Annotated in this window: 13 protein-coding genes and 2 pseudogenes; 7 read left to right on the forward strand and 8 right to left on the reverse strand. The window is 73.4% G+C overall.

What is annotated here, in order from left to right; all coding sequences use genetic code 11:
- Window positions 1-15 precede the first annotated feature (15 nt).
- From ACZ4VF_RS15425 to ACZ4VF_RS15435, 3 genes are read right to left on the reverse strand one after another with little or no spacing between them, the layout of a single operon-like run.
- Window positions 16-453, reverse strand: a complete 438-nt coding sequence (locus tag ACZ4VF_RS15425) for a roadblock/LC7 domain-containing protein (protein ID WP_467926288.1) — start codon at window positions 451-453, stop codon at window positions 16-18.
- Window positions 450-3,158 (reverse strand): nitrate- and nitrite sensing domain-containing protein, encoded by a 2,709-nt coding sequence (locus ACZ4VF_RS15430; RefSeq protein WP_467926289.1) that lies wholly within the window; start codon window positions 3,156-3,158, stop codon window positions 450-452. The genes ACZ4VF_RS15425 and ACZ4VF_RS15430 overlap by 4 nt, the downstream gene beginning before the upstream one ends.
- 48 nt (window positions 3,159-3,206) lie before the next feature.
- Complete coding sequence (locus ACZ4VF_RS15435) at window positions 3,207-3,980, reverse strand: MHYT domain-containing protein (RefSeq protein WP_467926290.1); 774 nt, start codon at window positions 3,978-3,980, stop codon at window positions 3,207-3,209.
- Between the two features lie 152 nt (window positions 3,981-4,132).
- Between ACZ4VF_RS15435 and ACZ4VF_RS15440 the strand changes: the two genes are divergently transcribed.
- Complete coding sequence (locus ACZ4VF_RS15440) at window positions 4,133-4,732, forward strand: class I SAM-dependent methyltransferase (RefSeq protein WP_467926291.1); 600 nt, start codon at window positions 4,133-4,135, stop codon at window positions 4,730-4,732.
- Between the two features lie 13 nt (window positions 4,733-4,745).
- Here the strand turns inward: ACZ4VF_RS15440 and ACZ4VF_RS15445 are convergent, their stop codons facing one another.
- Window positions 4,746-5,501: an alpha/beta fold hydrolase gene (locus ACZ4VF_RS15445; protein WP_467926292.1), complete on the reverse strand. Its 756-nt coding sequence runs from the start codon at window positions 5,499-5,501 to the stop codon at window positions 4,746-4,748.
- Between the two features lie 105 nt (window positions 5,502-5,606).
- On the opposite strand from ACZ4VF_RS15445, the gene ACZ4VF_RS15450 reads away from it, so the two are divergent.
- Window positions 5,607-6,140 carry a PadR family transcriptional regulator gene (locus ACZ4VF_RS15450; protein WP_467926294.1) on the forward strand — a complete coding sequence of 178 codons (534 nt, stop codon included), beginning with the start codon at window positions 5,607-5,609 and terminating at the stop codon, window positions 6,138-6,140.
- Here ACZ4VF_RS15450 and ACZ4VF_RS15455 read toward each other — a convergent pair.
- Window positions 6,117-7,031 (reverse strand): oxygenase MpaB family protein, encoded by a 915-nt coding sequence (locus ACZ4VF_RS15455; protein WP_467926584.1) that lies wholly within the window; start codon window positions 7,029-7,031, stop codon window positions 6,117-6,119. The two genes, ACZ4VF_RS15450 and ACZ4VF_RS15455, sit on opposite strands and share 24 nt — an antisense overlap.
- 98 nt (window positions 7,032-7,129) lie before the next feature.
- Between ACZ4VF_RS15455 and ACZ4VF_RS15460 the strand changes: the two genes are divergently transcribed.
- Both ACZ4VF_RS15460 and ACZ4VF_RS15465 read left to right on the forward strand, forming a co-directional pair.
- Window positions 7,130-7,426, forward strand: a complete 297-nt coding sequence (locus ACZ4VF_RS15460; RefSeq protein WP_467926295.1) for a hypothetical protein — start codon at window positions 7,130-7,132, stop codon at window positions 7,424-7,426.
- A 142-nt stretch (window positions 7,427-7,568) separates the two neighbouring features.
- Window positions 7,569-8,429: a hypothetical protein gene (locus ACZ4VF_RS15465; RefSeq protein WP_467926296.1), complete on the forward strand. Its 861-nt coding sequence runs from the start codon at window positions 7,569-7,571 to the stop codon at window positions 8,427-8,429.
- A 123-nt stretch (window positions 8,430-8,552) separates the two neighbouring features.
- Here the strand turns inward: ACZ4VF_RS15465 and ACZ4VF_RS15470 are convergent, their stop codons facing one another.
- Window positions 8,553-8,735, reverse strand: coding sequence for a hypothetical protein (locus tag ACZ4VF_RS15470; protein WP_467926298.1), 183 nt, complete (start codon window positions 8,733-8,735; stop codon window positions 8,553-8,555).
- Window positions 8,736-9,168: 433 nt separating this feature from the next.
- Between ACZ4VF_RS15470 and ACZ4VF_RS15475 the strand changes: the two are divergent.
- The 3 genes and pseudogenes from ACZ4VF_RS15475 to ACZ4VF_RS15485 all read left to right on the forward strand — a co-directional run.
- Window positions 9,169-12,036: pseudogene (locus ACZ4VF_RS15475) on the forward strand (DEAD/DEAH box helicase).
- The gene (locus ACZ4VF_RS15480) at window positions 12,033-13,319 is read left to right on the forward strand and encodes an SWF or SNF family helicase (RefSeq protein WP_467926299.1); all 1,287 of its coding nucleotides are present in this window, start codon (window positions 12,033-12,035) and stop codon (window positions 13,317-13,319) included. Before ACZ4VF_RS15475 ends, ACZ4VF_RS15480 begins: the two are co-directional and overlap by 4 nt.
- Before the next feature lie 105 nt (window positions 13,320-13,424).
- Window positions 13,425-13,922 (forward strand): annotated as a pseudogene (locus tag ACZ4VF_RS15485) (esterase-like activity of phytase family protein); the annotation flags it as partial.
- Window positions 13,923-14,038: 116 nt separating this feature from the next.
- Here the strand turns inward: ACZ4VF_RS15485 and ACZ4VF_RS15490 are convergent.
- The gene (locus ACZ4VF_RS15490; RefSeq protein ID WP_467926300.1) at window positions 14,039-15,493 is read right to left on the reverse strand and encodes a fascin domain-containing protein; all 1,455 of its coding nucleotides are present in this window, start codon (window positions 15,491-15,493) and stop codon (window positions 14,039-14,041) included.
- A 144-nt stretch (window positions 15,494-15,637) separates the two neighbouring features.
- A complete protein-coding gene (gene xylA, locus ACZ4VF_RS15495; protein ID WP_467926302.1) occupies window positions 15,638-16,804 on the reverse strand; it encodes a xylose isomerase in 1,167 nt (388 codons plus the stop codon).
- Between the last annotated feature and the right edge of the window lie 45 nt (window positions 16,805-16,849).

The raw sequence follows: 16,849 nt of genomic DNA on the forward strand, positions 1-16,849 counted from the left end.
GTGCGGTCTTCCGGCTCATCCGGCGGCGGGTGGCTGCGCAGCGACGCGCGGTGGCGTGTAGAGGTGCTCACCGACGCGTTTGACCAGGCGGGCCATCTCGTAGGCGACCAGCCCGATGTCGGCCGTGACCGCGGTGAGCAGGGCGAGGCACGAGCCGTCGCCGGCGGCGGCCACGAAGAGGAACGCGTCGTCCATCTCCACCATCGTCTGGCGGACCCCGCCCGCTCCGAAGTGCCGCCCGGCACCCTTCGCGAGGCTGTTGAAGCCGGATGCCACGGCGGCGAGATGCTCGGCGTCCTCCCGCGCGAGGCCGGTCGAGGCACCGACCGCCAGGCCGTCGTTGGACAGCACGACGGCGTGACGTACCTCGCGCACGCGCGTGACCAGGTCGTCGAGCAGCCAGTCCAGTTCGCCGGCTCGCCGGCCGTCCATCCGGTTCGGGTCCTGGATCATGCCGGGTCTCCTTCGGTGCTGTGCCTGCCCGTTTCGGGTTGGGGGGCGGCCCCTCGGCCGGGCTGCCTGCCACCGCCGCGCGTCCAGCCGTCGCGGTATGCCGCCATGCGGTCCCGGACGAGTTCGGGGGTGCGCCGGTCGTCGCCGGGCCGGGCCGCCTGCGGCGCCGGCTCTTGGGCGCGCTGGAGGCGCAGTTGGGGGGCGAGGCTCGCCTGACGCACCCGGCGCGGGAGGTCGTCGGAGGAGCCTGCGTCGTCGGACGGGCGGTGCGGGCGCAAGGCGGTGACACCGGGCGGCGGGGGTTCGTGGGCGGAGTCCCGGCGGCCGTCCGCGGAGCCCGTGTCGTCCCGGACGGGAAACGGCCGGGTGCTCCGGGGGCCGGCTGCCGTACCTGTGCCGTGAGTGTCGGTGGGCTGCGCGGTGTCGTGCGCGCCGGGGGTCTGCGCGGTGTCGTGCGCGCCGGGGGTCTGCGCGGTGCCGTGCGGGCCGGGGAGCTGCGCGGTGTCATGAGCGCAGGGTGCGGTGGCCGCCAGGGCGGGCCGGTCCGGCCGTGTGGCGGCGAGGGCGGCCTCCTGGGGCGAGGCCGTGCCGGGCACGCGCGCGTAGGTCCGCTCCTGGTCGTGCCGGGCCTGGGCGCCTTCACGCGGGGAACGTTCCGCCGAGCCGCTGTGCAGCAGGGCGGTCGGCACCAGGACCACGGCGGTGGTGCCGCCGTACGGGGACGTCCGCAGGTGCACCTTGATGTCGTGCCGGGAGGCGAGTCTGCTGACCACGAAGAGTCCGAGCCGGTCGCTGTCGAAGAGGTCGAGTGCCTCGGACTGTTCGATGCGCCGGTTGGCGTCGGCGAGGGTCTCGGCGCCCATACCGAGTCCCCGGTCCTCGATCTCCAGGGCGTAGCCGTTGCCGACCGGTTCGCCGGTGACCCGCACACGCGTGTGGGGCGGCGAGAACTGTGCGGCGTTCTCCACGAGTTCGGCGAGCAGGTGGGTGAGGTCGGCGACGGCCGCCCCGGTGACGTGGGCCTCCGGGAACTGGCGCACTTCCACGCGCGCGTAGTCCTCGACCTCCGAGACGGCGGCGCGTACGACGTTCGTGAGCGACACCGGCATGCGCCAGGCCCGGCCGGGTGCGGCGCCGGAGAGGATGATCAGGCTCTCGGCGTGGCGTCGCATCCGGGTGGTGAGGTGGTCCAGGCGGAAGAGATCGCTCAGTTCGTCCGGGTCGTCGGAGCGCCGCTCCATGCTGTCCAGCAGGCTGAGCTGGCGATGGACCAGGATCTGGCTGCGGCGGGCCAGGTTCACGAAGACCCCGGAGATGCCGCTGGCCAGTTCGGCGCGCTCCACGGCCGCGCGGAGCGCCGCCCGGTGCACGGTGGTCAGGGCCTCCCCGACCTGAGCGGTCTCGTCCTCGGCGGGTGGTCCGGCGGGCGCCTCGGCCTGGATGTCGATCTCCTCTCCCGCACGCAGTTTCCGCATCGCCTCCGGGAGTTTGCGGCGGGCGATCTCCAGGGCGTCGTTGCGCAGGCTCACGAGTTCGACCACCAGGGCCCGCCCGATGCGGACGGAGATGACGAGGGAGGCGACGACGGCTGCGAGGCCGAGGAGAACGGCGGCGCCCGCGGGGCTGAGCAGACCGCGAGCGACCGGGTCGGCACGGCCGGCGACGGCACGGCCGGTGGCCGCCGCGATGTTCCGCATGCCGTCCTGTACGCGCGCGTGCGCGGCGCTCCAGGCGGCCTGCGGTGCGGCGGTGGCCGGCCGGGCACCCGGTCCCGCGGCGAGCAGCTTGTCCTCGGCGGCGCCCAGGTCGGCGGTGGACCCGCTGCGCGCCAGGCCCTGCCAGGCGGCGCGCTGGGCGGCGGGGAGGTCGGTGACGGCGGTGTCGGTGAGGGTACGGCGCGTGGCCACGGCGGCGCTGAAGAGCCGTAGCCGCTCCCCCCGCAGGGCTCCCGCGGTGCGTGCGCTGCCCAGCAGCGCGTCCTCCTGGGCCAGGGCCTCGGCGGCTCGGGAGAATTCGAGCAGCACGCGCGCGTCGGAGGCGACGTCCGCCTGCTGGACGCCGGTGAGGGCACCGTCGACGGCGAAGGCGGCGGCGATGCTCTTCGTGTAGCGCGTGTACGTGTCGTCCCAGCCTGCCTTGTGGTCCCGCACGGCTGCCCGCAGGGTGCGGAGGCGTTCGGCACCGGTGACGAAGGCGTCGAGGCGACCGGAGACGGCGGCGGGCAGTTCCTGGCTGTCGGCGACCGTGTTGTCGCGGCCGAGCCTGAGCGCGGCCAGGGCACGGTCGGTGCGGGCCGCGAGGGCGTCGAGGGCGCCGTCGTTCCCGGCGCGCGGGTCGGTGGCGTAACGCACGGCCGCGGTGCGCTCGGCCTGCAGTGCGGTGACGGCGGCGGCCACCGGGGTGCGCAGTTCGGCGTCGACCCGCTGTGACTGGCGCAGCCTCGCGACGTCCTGGGCGGTGCTGACGGTGGCGTACGCCCAGAGGGCGAGGAGGGAGACCACGGGCACCATCAGGAGGCTGACCACCTTGGCGCGCACGGTCCGCGGTCGCAGGTGCCGGCGGCCTCCACGCGCGCGTGCCGGGGCGGGCGGTGTGCGGAGCGGCTGGTCGGTGCCCTCGTCGGCGGGTGGTCCGGCGTGTGCGCGGCGGCCGCGGGGACGGTGCTCCGGGGCGGCGGCTCGCTCGGGGGTACGGGGTGGGCGCATGGCCTCCTCGCTCGGGACGGGGTCGGTGCGTTGGGGGCCGGGGCCCCGCTAGCGGGCGACGCTCTCGACGGGCCGCTGGGCGGAGGCGGACGCCTCGCGTTCGTCGGCGGAGGGCGAGAGGGCGACGAAGGCCGAGGTGATGAACAGGTAGGACCCGAGACCGACGGCGAGGGGGAAGATGAACTGCATCGCCGTGGCCCCGGGCAGGATGTCGCCGGAGGGGTCCACACGCACGCTCACCGCGAACATTCCGGTGTAGTGCATGCTGGTGACGGCCGCTCCCATGACGAGGGAGGCGAGGGTGACCGCGAGGGGGGACTTGATGTTGAGTCCGGCCCACAGGGCCGCGGTCGCCGCGACCACGGCGATCAGTACCGACAGTCCGACGAGGACGGGGTCGTACCTGACGTCCCCGTGCAGTCGGACCGCCGCCATGCCCAGGTAGTGCATGCTGGCCACGCCCAGTCCGGTGGTGAGCCCGCCGAGGAGGAGTGCCCGGCCCCGGTCGCGGCTGTAGCCGACGGCGAAGACGCCTGCGCAGACGACGACCATGGCGACGAGGAGGCTGAGGATGGTCAGCGGCACGTTGTAGCGGATCTCGCTGCCGCTGACGCGGAAGCCGAGCATGGCCACGAAGTGCATGGTCCAGATGCCCGTCCCGATCGCGGAGGCGGCGGTGACGAGCCAGTTGCGGCGCGAGCGGCCGGTGGCGGCGAGCGCGCGGACGGTGCAGCGCAGTCCGAGTGCGGCGCCTATGCAGGCCATCACGTATGACAGCACGGGGGTCAGCCAGCCGAAGGCGGCGTGGTCCAGGTGTCCCATGGCCCCGGGACGCTAGCGGTGGCACGGGCGCACAAAGGGGGAACATTTCGAAAACTGCCGGAATATGGCGCGCAGTTGCGACGGAACGATCGCGTCCCGCTCGAACATGCGCACAGGGGCATCCCTCGTGACGGTGAGGGATCATGCGGAACATGAACGACGACCACACACACGTCCAGGAGTTCTTCACCGCACGCGCCGCCGACTGGGACACCCGGTTCCCGGACGACGGCCCGGCTTACGCGGCCGCGGTGGCCGACCTACGGCTGCGTAAGGGGGACCGCGTGCTGGACGCGGGCTGCGGCACGGGGCGCGCCCTGTCCGCGCTGCGAACCGCTGTGGGGCCTTCCGGGGTGGTGCTGGGCGCCGATCTCACCCCGGCCATGCTGCAGGCCGCCGTACGGGCGGGCAGGGACCGCCACGGGCGGCTGCTGCTCGCTGACGTCTCCGCGCTGCCGCTGCGCTCGGAGAGCCTGGACGCCGTGTTCGCAGCCGGCCTGATCGCCCACCTGCCGCGCCCGGAGGACAACCTGCGGGAACTGGCCCGCGTGGTACGGCCGAGCGGCGCGCTCGCGCTCTTCCACCCCGTCGGCCGCGCGGCGCTGGCCGCGCGTCAGGGCCGTCGCATCACCCCCGACGACCTGCGAGCCGAGGCCAACCTGGGTCCGCTGCTGGCCCGTGCGGGCTGGCGCATGACCTCGTACGTCGACGAGGACGCCCGCTTCCTCGCGCTCGCCGTGCGCGAGGGCTGACCGCGGGCCCGGGTCAGTCCGTTCCGGCGACGGCCGCCGCGAAGGCGCCGGGGTTGTCGAACATGACGTTGTGTCCGGCGCCGGGCACCGTCACCACACGCACTCCGGCGGCTTCAAGGCGCTTGCGGCCCGCGAGTGCGCCGCTGTGCTCACCCTGGAGGAAGACGCGGTCGACGGGCAGCCCTTCCAGGAGCGTGCGCATCACAGGGTCCGAGCCCTTGCGCAGACCGACGGCGCTGCGGTGCAGGGCGCGCGGGTCGGCCAGCCGCATGGTCGCCGCCCACAGGGGGCCGACCGCCTCCAGCACGCGCGCGTACTCCTTCTCGACGAACTCGTCCTCTCCATGGGCGGCGATTCCGCTGCTGGCGGCGGTCGACGGCGGAAAGGCGTCCAGGTTGGCCTCCGTCAGCACCAGCCGGGAGACGAGGCCGGGCCGCCGGTGGGCGAGAACCACGGCCACCGCGCCGCCCATGCTGTGCGCGATCAGTTCGGCACCGGCGACTCCGGCCGCGTCCATGGCGGCCGCGACCGCGTCGGCGTGCTCCTCCAGTGTGTATCCGAAGTCCTGGGGCCGGTCGCTCGTGCCGTGACCGGGCAGGTCCACGAAGAGGCTGCGCCGGCCCACGAGTTCCGGCCGGGCGGCGATGTGCGCGTGGTACACGGCGGACATCGACCCCAGTCCGTGCAGATACACCCGGGCGGGTTCCGCCCCGGGCACCTCGGTCCAGCGGATGTGGCTCCCCCTGCTGTCGAACGCGGCCTGACGCATCGCGCCCCTCCTTGTGCTCGGCGACGCCGCACAATACATCGATTCCGAGGTATTCCGTCAAGGCGGTATTGGTGCCACGGGGTACCTCTGTTGAACAATGCGGGCATGCTCGAACTTGCCATCCTCGGTTTCCTGTACGACGCCCCGCTGCACGGTTACGTCCTGCGGCGCCACATCGCGGCGCTCACCGGGCATGTGCGCCCCGTCGCCGAGAGCACGCTGTACCCGGCGATCAAGCGGCTGGAGAAGGCCGGCCTGCTGGTGCGGGCGACCGAGCCCGGTGCCGTGGCCGCGCCGCGCCATGTGCTGCGACTGACCGAGGAGGGCGGGCGTGAGTTGAAGCGCCGGCTGGCCGAGCCCGCACAGCGCGAGATCACCGACGAGAACCACTGGTTCACACTGCTGGCGTTCCTGCGGCACCTGGCGGACCCCGCCGCGCAGGCGGCCGTGCTGCGCCGCCGGCTGGCCTTCCTGGAGGAGCCGGCGAGCTTCTTCTACGAGGGCGACCGGCCGCTTTCCGCCGAGGAGCTGGACGATCCGTTCCGGCGCGGTGTCCTCACCATCGCGCGCGCCACGAGCCGGGCCGAACTGGCCTGGCTGCGCGACACCCTGGCGTCACTCGACGGGGTCGGCCGCTGAGGCGCCCCGGTGCCGCACCGGGCAGCCGCGCAGCCCGGGCACGGGGCGGGTGCCCAGGTCGGCGACGCGGTAGCCGTTCGGGTAGCCCTTGATCTCCCAGTTCTGGCGGGCGAAGTGCGGGCTGCGGCGCGGCGGCAGCAGCCGGACAAGCCGGCCCCGCGCCCGTACGGCGCGGCGCACCAGCGCGGAGGTGGCGGCACCGGGGCGCGGATAGCGGAACGCGCGCAGCAGCGGCTCGTCGAGCAGGGCGAGCGTCGCCGCCCGCAGTACCGGGGCGAGCGGGCGCGGGTACCAGGACGCCATCAGGTCCAGGGTGGCGTCGGAGACCCGCCGGGCCTCCTCGTCCCAGCCGAAGTGCGCTTCCTCGTAGCTGTCGAGCAGGGCCTCGAACTCCTCGTAGGTGCGGGGAATGTCCGGGATGCCCATGTGCCGGCCCAGGGTGCGGTAGTACTCGGTGGTGGCCACGATCTCGTGCCGGGACAGCCGGGACAGCCGACGCCAGCCGTAGGTGTCGATCCAGCGCCGGGGCATCACCACGAACGTGCTCAGCACGTACCGCATGTCGTCGTCGCTGATGTCGTAGCTGCGGTGCATCTGGTTGATACGGCGGATGGCGGTGCGCCCCTGCTCCGCGGTGAAGCCGTGTTCCATGACGGTGTCGAGGAGCAGCACGGTGTCGTCGTACCGCTTCTGCGTGCGTTCGGTCAGCTCGGCCGTCCGCGCGAGCAGCCGGCCGATGCCGGGCACCGCGTAGGTGCGGTACAGGGCCAGTTCCAGGGCGCGGGTGTAGTCCCAGGGGAACTCGTACGTCACGCTGATCCGGTAGATCTCCAGCGCGTCCGCCACCGGGTCCAGCCGGCGGATCCGGTCCAGCTGCTCGAACCGCTTCACCGCGTCGTCCCCCTTCTGATACCGGATCTCCAACTCTACGTTGGGAGGCAGCAGATGAGCGATCAGTGGTGACTTCGTCCGGGGAGAAGGTGATCCGTGTGTTCGACACGATCCGCAGGTACGCGGGCAGGCTCCGCACCTCCGAACCCGCACGCCCCGAGGGTGCTCCGGAGCGGCGCGCGCACAACCTGTTCGAAGCCGCGGCGGTCTACGTGGCCGCCCGGGCGGAGGACGACCAGGACCGGATGGAGGAAGCGGCGGCCTGGGTGTCGCCGGAGGCGCTCTCCTTCGGCGTGAGCGAACTGGCCTGCCGGGCGGTGGTGGCGCTGGCCCGGCAGCGGGACGAGTCGCCCGACGAGGTCGCCCGAGCCCTTCTCGGACTGCCCGCCGTATGAGCGGAACTTTCCTCTCCAGATGTGGCCGTTTCGCCCCTGTCCAGGTGGAAACCTGCAGCTCCGCGTGGCGCGCGCAGTCGTGACAAGGGGGTTCCGCTCGCACTAGGGTGCGCGCCGATGGACGACCACTGGGGAGGCAGGGATGGCCGGGACGGACGATGAGGCCGTCGCCGCCGCGGACGATGCGCTGTACGTGCTGACGGCGGTGCTGCTGACGCCGGCGCAGTTTCCGAGCGTGCTGGGCGACGACTACCCGGAGGCGTGCGCCGCGCTGAACCTCGCGCCGCGCGCCGACGGGTACGGCCTGGTGCTGGGCCAGGACGGGGACGGCGCCCGCTGGACGGTCGTCATCGACGACGTCTCGCTGGTCGCCGTGGCGATCGCCTCCTGGGACTGCGGCATGGAGTACGAGCTGTCGCCGGACGAGAGCGCGGTCGTGACCGCCCTGCCGGGGTGGCCCCTGGCCGTCGCCGTGGCGGCACCGGGCGTACCCGCTCCGCACGACCCGCCTGCCGAGGCGGCGGACCGGCCGGCGCTGAGCCCTCCGGACACCGCGTCCTGGGGACCGGCCCAGCGCCGGCTGGGCGCCGACGAGATCGAGTTGCAGTGGGCGGCGTGGCGGGAGCAGATCAATGACGCCGACTTCCCCGCGCCGGGCGAGCCGGTGAAGGCCGTGCAGGGCGCCGGGGCCGCAGCGCGGGGCGCGGAGGGCGCCGAACGCGCTTCGTCCGGCGGCCACAGCGGTGTCCGCCGGGTGCTCGCGGAGGCGCGCTCCTACGTCGACTCGCCTCCGCCGCTCGGCCGGGTGCGCTCGTCGTTCGCCCCGGGCGAGGCTCGCACCCTGCGCGCCGACGGTCCCGGCTGGTCGATCGTGGCCCGCACCGACGACATCGCGTTCGTCCTGCTCGACGAGGAACCCGGCGAGGTCCTGCCGGTGGGCAGGGGCCCCGAGCTGCCGGGACTGCTGGACGCGCTCGACAAGCTGGCCGTCCGGCCTCTGTGAGCCGGAGCGACCGAACGAAGCCTCCCGTGCCGCTCCCGAGCCGTGACGCGCGGCGTCGCACCACAGGGCGCGGCGCGGTCCGCGTCGCCCGCCCGGCCGGCCCGCGCGCTCCGGGCCGGCGCCTCAGCGGCCTATCCGCTTGCGTCCGACCCGGCGCAGCCGACGGCGCTGTGAGGAGTCCAGGGCGAGGTACGCCACGAGCGGGACTCCCACGACGAGCAGGAAGGCCATCCACCCGGTCAGCCATATCAGCAGGATCAGCCCGACGGCCGCGCCTCCTGCGACGATTCTGGGATTCATGGACATGAGCGTCGCCTCCTTCGCGGCCGCCGCCGCTTCCTGATCTGAGAACGGCCTCCCGTCGGCCGCGGTTCCACGTTCCCGCCCTGAGACATCCCTGAGGCCTGCCCCTAGTGGTTCCGCCCGAGGGACGAGACCGGCGGCGGGGCCAGGTCACGGAGGTGCACGGCCGGGGGCACCGGCTGCGATGCGCCGGCGCTCCGGGGACCGGCCCAGGGCGCCGGTGACGGTGACGGTGGACCCGGAGGATTCCGCCTGCGCCGGTCGCGGGGAACGACCACCACCGCACCGTCCGGACCGCGGTCCCAGGCACCCGGAAGCCGGGCGTCCGTCCGTGCCCCCCTCGCTCGGTCACAACGCGCGGCCGCAACAGGGAAGTTCGTGCTGTACCCTCGGCGACTCCGGTCAGGTAGTCAAATTTGAGGAGTGCGGTAGAGCAGTGCAGACCATTCCCACGGCACCACCCTCCGACCCGTCCGAACTGGCCCGCTGCTCCGTCGTCTTCCTGCCGTCCGACCCGGCGCGGGCGGGCCGGATCGGTTTCTGGAGGCCGGACGGCGGAACACCCCCCGTATGCGCGGGCGGCTCACTGGCCGATCTGGAGTTCGCGGTGCCCGCTGCGGACGGCGGCGTCGAACGCGTCCCGCTGCCTGTGCTCCTGCTCCCCGTCCGCAGTGCGCTTCCGGTACTCACGCGCGCGCGTGCGCTGCCGGGAGAGCACCGGGCCGCGGCCTTCTGACGGACCGCGTACGAACTGGCCCTGGCCTTCCTGGCGCGAGGTCTGCTCCTGCCCGACCTGTCCACGGGCGACCACGACGCCTGGCGCGTGGGCCCGCTGTCCGCCGAGGACGCGGAGCTGGTCAGGGAGCTCGCCGCGGCCATGCCCCCGGAGGCGCACGCGGTGCCGCTCCCGGGAGACGGGCCGCTGCTGATGCCCGACCCGGAGCGGCTGCTGCGTGCCTTCCTCGACGCGGTCGCCGACGTACTCCCCCGCTCCCCGGCCGCCCCGCTGCTGACCGGCGGTCCCGCGTACGCGGCGCCCGAGCCGCAGCGTCTGCCGGCGCTTCGGGCGTGGGCCGACGACATCGCCGCCGGCCATGACGCGGGGGTGCGGCTGTCGCTGCGCGTGGAGGCCTCCGGTCTCGACGACGTCGCGCCCGGGGACGGCTCCCCGGTCCGCTTCCGCGCTGTGCTCCAGGTGCACGGCCAGAGCGGTTCGGGGGACGTCCTGGATGCCGCCGGCCTGTGGACCGGTGCGGAGGCCGGGCACGTGGCGTCCGCTCCACGTGCGCGTGCGGACGCGTTGCTGGCGCTGCGCCGCGCCGCCCGGGCCTGGCCGCCGTTGGCGCCTGTGCTGTCCGCCGCCGTGCCCGACGCCATGGACTTGGCCGACGAAGAACTGGCCGACCTGCTGGGCGAGGGCGCGCGGGCGCTGGCCGCCGTGGGAGTCGATGTGCACTGGCCGAAGCACCTGGCGCGCGGCCTGACCGCGCACGCGGCCGTCGGCCCACCGGACGACGGCACCGCCTCGCCCGGTGCGGCGACCGCACCGTCGTACCTCTCCGCGGACGCGGGGGTCTCGTTGCGCTGGTGGTTCGACCTGGGCGGGCGGGAGTTGTCCCGGGACGAGCTGGACCGGCTGGCGGAGGCCAAGCGTCCTCTGGTGCGGCTGCGCGACGGGTGGGTCCTGGTCGATCCGCGGGAGGCGGAGCGCGCACGGTCGGAGCGGAACCGCACCCTCGCTCCCGTCGAGGCGCTGGCCGCGGCGCTGACGGGCTCGGCGGAGGTCGACGGCCGACAGGTGGACGTACGGCCCACGGGCTGGCTGGCGGCCCTGCGGGAACGGCTCACGGCGGACGAGCCGGCGGACCCTGTCGGGCAGCCGCCCGGCCTGGCCGCGACCCTGCGGGACTACCAGCTGCGGGGCCTCGACTGGCTGGCCCGGACCACATCCCTCGGCCTGGGCTGCTGCCTGGCCGACGACATGGGTCTCGGCAAGACGATCACCTTGATCGCCCTGCATCTGCACCGGCAGACGGACGCCCGGGCGGCCGGACCCACGCTCGTCGTCTGCCCGGCTTCGCTGCTCGGCAACTAGCAGCGCGAGATCGAGCGGTTCGCTCCCGGCACGCCGGTGCGCCGGTTCCACGGAGCGGGGCGCACGCTCGGGTCTCCCTCGGAGGGGGAGTTCGTCCTCACGACGTACGGGACGATGCGCATGGATGCCGTGGAGCTGGCCGGTGTGTCGTGGGGGATGATCGTGGCCGACGAGGCCCAGCACGTGAAGAACCCTTACTCCGCGACCGCACGGGCTCTGCGCACGATCGGCTCACGCGCGCGCGTGGCGCTCACCGGTACTCCGGTGGAGAACAATCTCACGGAGCTGTGGGCGATCCTCGACTGGACGACCCCGGGCCTGCTCGGCGGCCTCGGCGGCTTCCGCGCGCGCTACGCACAGCCCGTCGAGGGCGGCCGGGACCCCGCCGCAGCACGACGGCTCGCCCGGCTCGTCGGACCGTTTCTGCTGCGTCGGCGCAAGTCCGATCCGGGCATCGCCCCCGAGCTTCCGCCGAAGACCGAAACCGATCACCCGGTGGCGCTCACGTCCGAACAGGCGGGTTTGTACGAGGCCTTGGTGCGCGAGACGCTGGACCGGATCGCGACCGCCGACGACATGGCACGCCGGGGCCTGATCGTGAGGCTGCTGACCGGCCTGAAGCAGATCTGCAACCACCCGGCGCAGTTCCTGAAGGAGGAGGATCCGCGGCTCGCGGGGCGCTCGGGCAAGCTGGAGCTGCTGGACGAACTCCTCGGCACCATTCTCGCGGAGGGTTCGGGGGTGCTGGTCTTCACCCAGTACGTGCGCATGGCCCGGCTGCTCGAACGGCATCTGGGGGCGCGGGGGGTGTCGTCCCTCCTTCTGCACGGCGGAACCCCGGTCGCCCAGCGGGAGGCCCTGGTACGGCGCTTCCAGGCGGGCGAGGCGCCGGTGTTCCTGCTGTCGCTGAAGGCCGCGGGAACGGGCCTCAACCTCACCCGCGCCGAGCACGTCGTGCACTACGACCGCTGGTGGAACCCGGCGGTGGAGGCACAGGCCACCGACCGCGCGTACCGCATCGGGCAGACCCGACCGGTCCAGGTGCACCGGCTGATCACGGAGGGGACCCTGGAGGACCGCATCGCGGAGATGCTGGGCCGCAAGCGGGAGCTGGCCGACGCCGTGCTCGGCACCGGCGAGGCGGCTCTGACCGAGCTGTCGAACGAGGAACTGGCCGCACTGGTGGAACTGCGCGGGGAGGCACGATGACTCACGACCACGACGGGGACCATGCCGGGGACGGCCGGGCGCAGCGGACGTTCGCCGCGCTGCCGCCCGCGCGCGGGCGGGCCTTCGCGCAGAGCTGGTGGGGGCGTGCCTGGCTGCAGGCGCTGGAGGACGCGGCCCTGGAAACGGCGGTGGTCAAGGCGGGACGCCGGCTCGCGCGCGCGGGCGGTGTCGGCGCGGTGACCGTGCGGCCCGGCCGGGTCACGGCCGTCGTACGCGACCCCGCAGGCGCGGCCCACCGGGCCGACGTCCTGCTGCCGGAGCTGTCCGACGGGGCGTGGGCGCGGTTCCAGGATCTCGTGGTGGAGCGGTCCGGACACATGGCCGCGCTGCTCGACCGGGAGCTTCCGCCCCATCTGATCGAGGACGCGGCACTGGCCGGGATCGAACTCCTGCCGGGTCTCGGCGAGCTGGAACCGGAGTGCGACTGCGAGGCCTGGGACCACTGCGGACACACGGCGGCGCTGTGTCACCAGGTGGCCCGGTTGCTGGACGAGGATCCGTTTCTGCTGCTGCTGTTGCGGGGGCGGGAGGAAGACGTCTTCCTGACCGAGCTGCACGTGCGCGGCACCGCCGGGCCGTCCGCAGTGGCACCCGCGGCCGCCGGAGTGGACGCGGCCGAGGCGTGGGCGGCTGCCGGCATCCTGCCGCCGCTGCCCGAGGTGCCCGGGCCTGCGCGGGCACCCGGCACGCCGCCGTCCCTCACCACCGGCTCCGTCGCGGCGCCCGGAATCGACGCCGCGGCGCTGGAGCACCTGGCCGGCCGTACCGCCGTGGAGGCCTCCCGGCTGCTGGCCGTGATCCTGGGCGGCGGCGCGCAGGCGGAGGACGGCCTGACGGTCGCTCAGGACGCCGTACGACTGGCCTGCGGGCCGGCTCCCGCCGGCGCCGTCGAGCGGCTCGCCGCCGGGTCGGGACGTGGCCCTGGCGGGCTCTCGGCGGCCGTGCGCGCCTGGCGGCTCGGGGGTGCGGCGGCGCTGGCCGTGCTCGACGAGGAGCGGGAGGTGGAGGGCGTGGCACTCGCACGCGCGCGTGCGGCTCTGGAAGGGGCCTGGGAGGCGGACGAGCGGCCGGTGTTCCACCGCGGCGGCAACCGGTGGACCGTTGTGGAGGAAGGCGTTCAGCTGAGGCTCGACGGTGAGGGTCACTGGTGGCCGTACCGCGAGGAGGGAGACCAGTGGGTGCCGGCGGCCGGGGCGGATCCCGATCCCGCGACGGCACTGGCCTCGGCGCGGCCCGGCGCAACCGAGCCGCTGGGCTCCTGACCGGCCGCCATCAGGGACCGGCGGGAGCCGATGAGCGGCGGACGCCGGCCGTTCACCCGACGGTCGTACGGCGTTCCTCCGGGGGCCCAAGGCTGGCCGCAGCCATCGCCGCATGAGGAGGCCGTCACGGCCGAGTACGCATACCGCTTCGACCCGGTCGGCGTGGTCGACCCGGGCGAGGACGACACCTGCGAGCTGAAGATCTCGTCGGTGGTGGCGGTCGGCCGCGACCGGCTGCTCGTCGAGGAGCGCACCGACAGGGCGGCCCGCCTGCAACTGGTCAGGCTGCACGGCAGCTCCGACGTCCTCGGCGGCCCGTGGGACGACGACACGACGTCACCCTCCCTGGAGCAGCTGGACGACCCGGCGGCCGCGGGGGTGCCGGTGCTGTCCAAGCGGCTCGTGGTGGACCAGGGCGAGGTGGCCGGGGTGCCCGGGAAGACCGAGGGCATCGCGCGCGTGGACCACGACACGCTCGCGCTCGTCAACGACAACAACTTCGGGATGACCGACGGGCCGGGCGCCTTCGACGCCCGGGGCCGCCTGGTCGGCAGCGGGGTCCGGACGACGGTGGTGTACGTCCGCCTGTCCGGGAGGCTGTGACCAGGTCCGGCGGGCCGCCCCGCCGGACGGACGGCCTACCGGACGGACGGCCTACCGGACAGAGGGCCGAGCGGCCGGACGGGGCGCCGGGCCGACGCCCCCCGGTCAGACGGGTTTCAGGAGGTCGTCAGATTGATCATCCTGTGGTCGGACAGGCCGCCGTCGACGACACGGCACGCGTACGTGCGTCCCTGCGGGCCGAAGATGTAGTCGATCTTGTTGCCGCCGTCCGTGGCGGCGCCGGTGTGCGGTGAGGCCGGAGTCGGCTGCCCGCACTCCTGGTGATCGCGGTAGAGGCTGTCGAGGTAGCCGACGTCCTTCGTGGTGGTGTTGAGATCGCCGCCGTAGTAGGTGGTGTAACCGCCGGCCGTGAGGGTGTCGACGCTCTCGCGCATCTTCGCGGCCTGCTGGGGGCGGACGGGGTTGTCGGGGTCGGTGTCGTCGCCGGCCGGCTTGCCGTCGGCGTCGGTGTAGGGACCGCTGCTGAAATGGGCGTCGCAGTACGCGGACCCCTCGGCCGGCACGACCGCACAGAGCATGGGGCGCTGCTCCTTGCCGTTCGGTGACGGCAGGACGGTGCCCTGGTACCAGGTGTTGCTGTCGGGCACGGCAAGGGCGATGCCGAAGGCGCCCCGGTCGACGTGGTCGGCGCCGTCCGAGCAGTTCTTCTGGGCTCGGACGACCGTGCCGTCGGATGCGGTGGCCACCTTGTAGTACGTCGGCATGAACCGCACGTCCAGGGGTCCGGCCCACTCTTCGAGCTTCAGCTCCAGAGGCTTCGCGGACTTCTCGCAGATCTCCTGGAAGAAGATCGCGTCGGGCCGCCGGGTGCCCATGGCGGCGTGCAGAGCGGCCGAGACGTCGTCCGCCACCGTCGCGGGCGGGGCGTACTTCAGATCGCAGTCGGGGGCGGGGTTGTTGTTGGCGCAGACGTTCCAGGAGACGACGTCGCGTGTCCGGGGCGCCTGGGCGGTGGGCGCGGGCATGTTCGCGGTGTAGGCGCCCTCGGGGCCGATCCGCTCCAGGGTGAAGCGTTCCCAGGAACCGAGACGGGCGGGGTCGGAGACGGACGTCCGCGCGCGCAGCAGTCCGTGGTCGGGGTAGGTGCCGAGTTCCGCGGCCACGTAATCGCCGTTGTGGGCCAGCAGTCCGAACGCGCCGCCGGACAGCGGCGTCAGCTTGAAGCGCTCCCAGGATCCGGTGGTCGTCCCCCGGGTGCGCAGCAGGGACCCGCTGGCGTCGTCCTCCGCCGTGACGTAACTGCCCGTGGCCTCGGAGCGGAAGCTGACCGTCGTCCCGTACTTCTTCACCTCCTCCACGTAGTCGGTGTGCAGGGTGAACAGCTCCCATCCCTTGGCCTCGGAGGCGTCCGGGTCGGCCCTGAGCTTCATGTCACCGTTCGGACCCGCGGAGACGGAGACGTAGTAGCCGGCGACCTTCAGCGCCCACCTCTGGCCCGCGGACGACGGGGGCACCGCGGTGTCGGCCGCGGCCGACGGTGCGGCCAGCGCCACAACGGCGCTGACGGCGGTGAGCACCGCCGCCAGCACCAGCCGTATTCGCTTGATCATGCTTGATCCCTTGTGAACGCTCCGCACCTGTGCGCGGGGGTGAACGCGGGGTGAATTCAAACATGATCAAGAAGCGGAGGGCATGTACATGCCCGGCGTCCCTCCGGCACGCGCGGAGCCGTACGCCCTCACGCGCGCGTGCGGTCAGCCCCGCGCCCCCAGCAGGTGGTCCATCGCCAGCTGGTCGAGGCGTTCGAAGGCCATGCCGCGCGCGGCGGCCGCCTCGACGTCGAAGTCCTCGAAGGCCGCGCGGTCGGCGAGCAGGGCCTGCAGGCCGTCGGCCGCGGTGGCCTGAGCCAGCTGGTCCAGCCTTGAGGCGCGCAGCGCCTCCTGCACCTCCGGGTCCGCACGGAAGGCGGCCGAACGCTCCTTGAGAATGAGGTAGTTGCGCATGCAGCCGGCCGCGGAGGCCCAGACGCCGTCGAGGTCCTCGGTCCGCGGCGGCTTGAAGTCGAAGTGGCGGGGCCCTTCATAACCGGCGCTCTCCAAGAGGTCGACGAGCCAGAAGGCAGCCCGCAGGTCGCCCGCGCCGAACCGCAGGTCCTGGTCGTACTTGATCCCGGACTGGCCGTTGAGGTCGATGTGGAAGAGCTTGCCCGCCCACAAGGCCTGCGCGATGCCGTGCGGGAAGTTCAGGCCGGCCATCTGCTCGTGGCCGACCTCCGGGTTGACGCCGTACATCTCGGGCCGCTCCAGGCGCTCGATGAAGGCCAGCGCGTGCCCGACCGTGGGCAACAGGATGTCGCCGCGGGGCTCGTTCGGCTTGGGCTCGATGGCGAACCGCAGGTCGTACCCCTGGGAGACGACGTACTCGCCCAGCAGGTCGAAGGCCTCCTTCATCCGGTCCAGAGCGGCTCGTACGTCCTTGGCGGCCCCGGACTCGGCACCCTCGCGGCCACCCCACGCGACGTACGTCCTGGCACCGAGCTCGGCCGCCAGGTCGATGTTGCGGATCGTCTTGCGCAGGGCGTAACGGCGCACGTCGCGGTCGTTGGCCGTGAACGCGCCGTCCTTGAACACGGGGTGGGTGAAGAGGTTCGTGGTGGCCATCGGGACGGTCATGCCGGTGGCGTCCAGGGCCTGCCGGAACCGCTTGATGTGCGACTCGCGCTCGGTGTCCGAGGAGCCGAAGGGGATCAGGTCGTCGTCGTGGAAGGTCACCCCGTGCGCGCCGAGCTCGGCCAGGCGCTGCACCGACTCGACCGGGTCGAGGGCGCGGCGGGTGGCGTCGCCGAACGGGTCCCTTCCCTGCCAGCCGACGGTCCACAGGCCGAAGGTGAACCTGTCCTCGGGGGTGGGCTGGTAGCTCATGCCGTGGCTCCTTGCTGCGTACGACTATTTCGTCATGGCGGTTTA

The organism is Streptomyces sp. NPDC029151 (genome assembly GCF_055564315.1).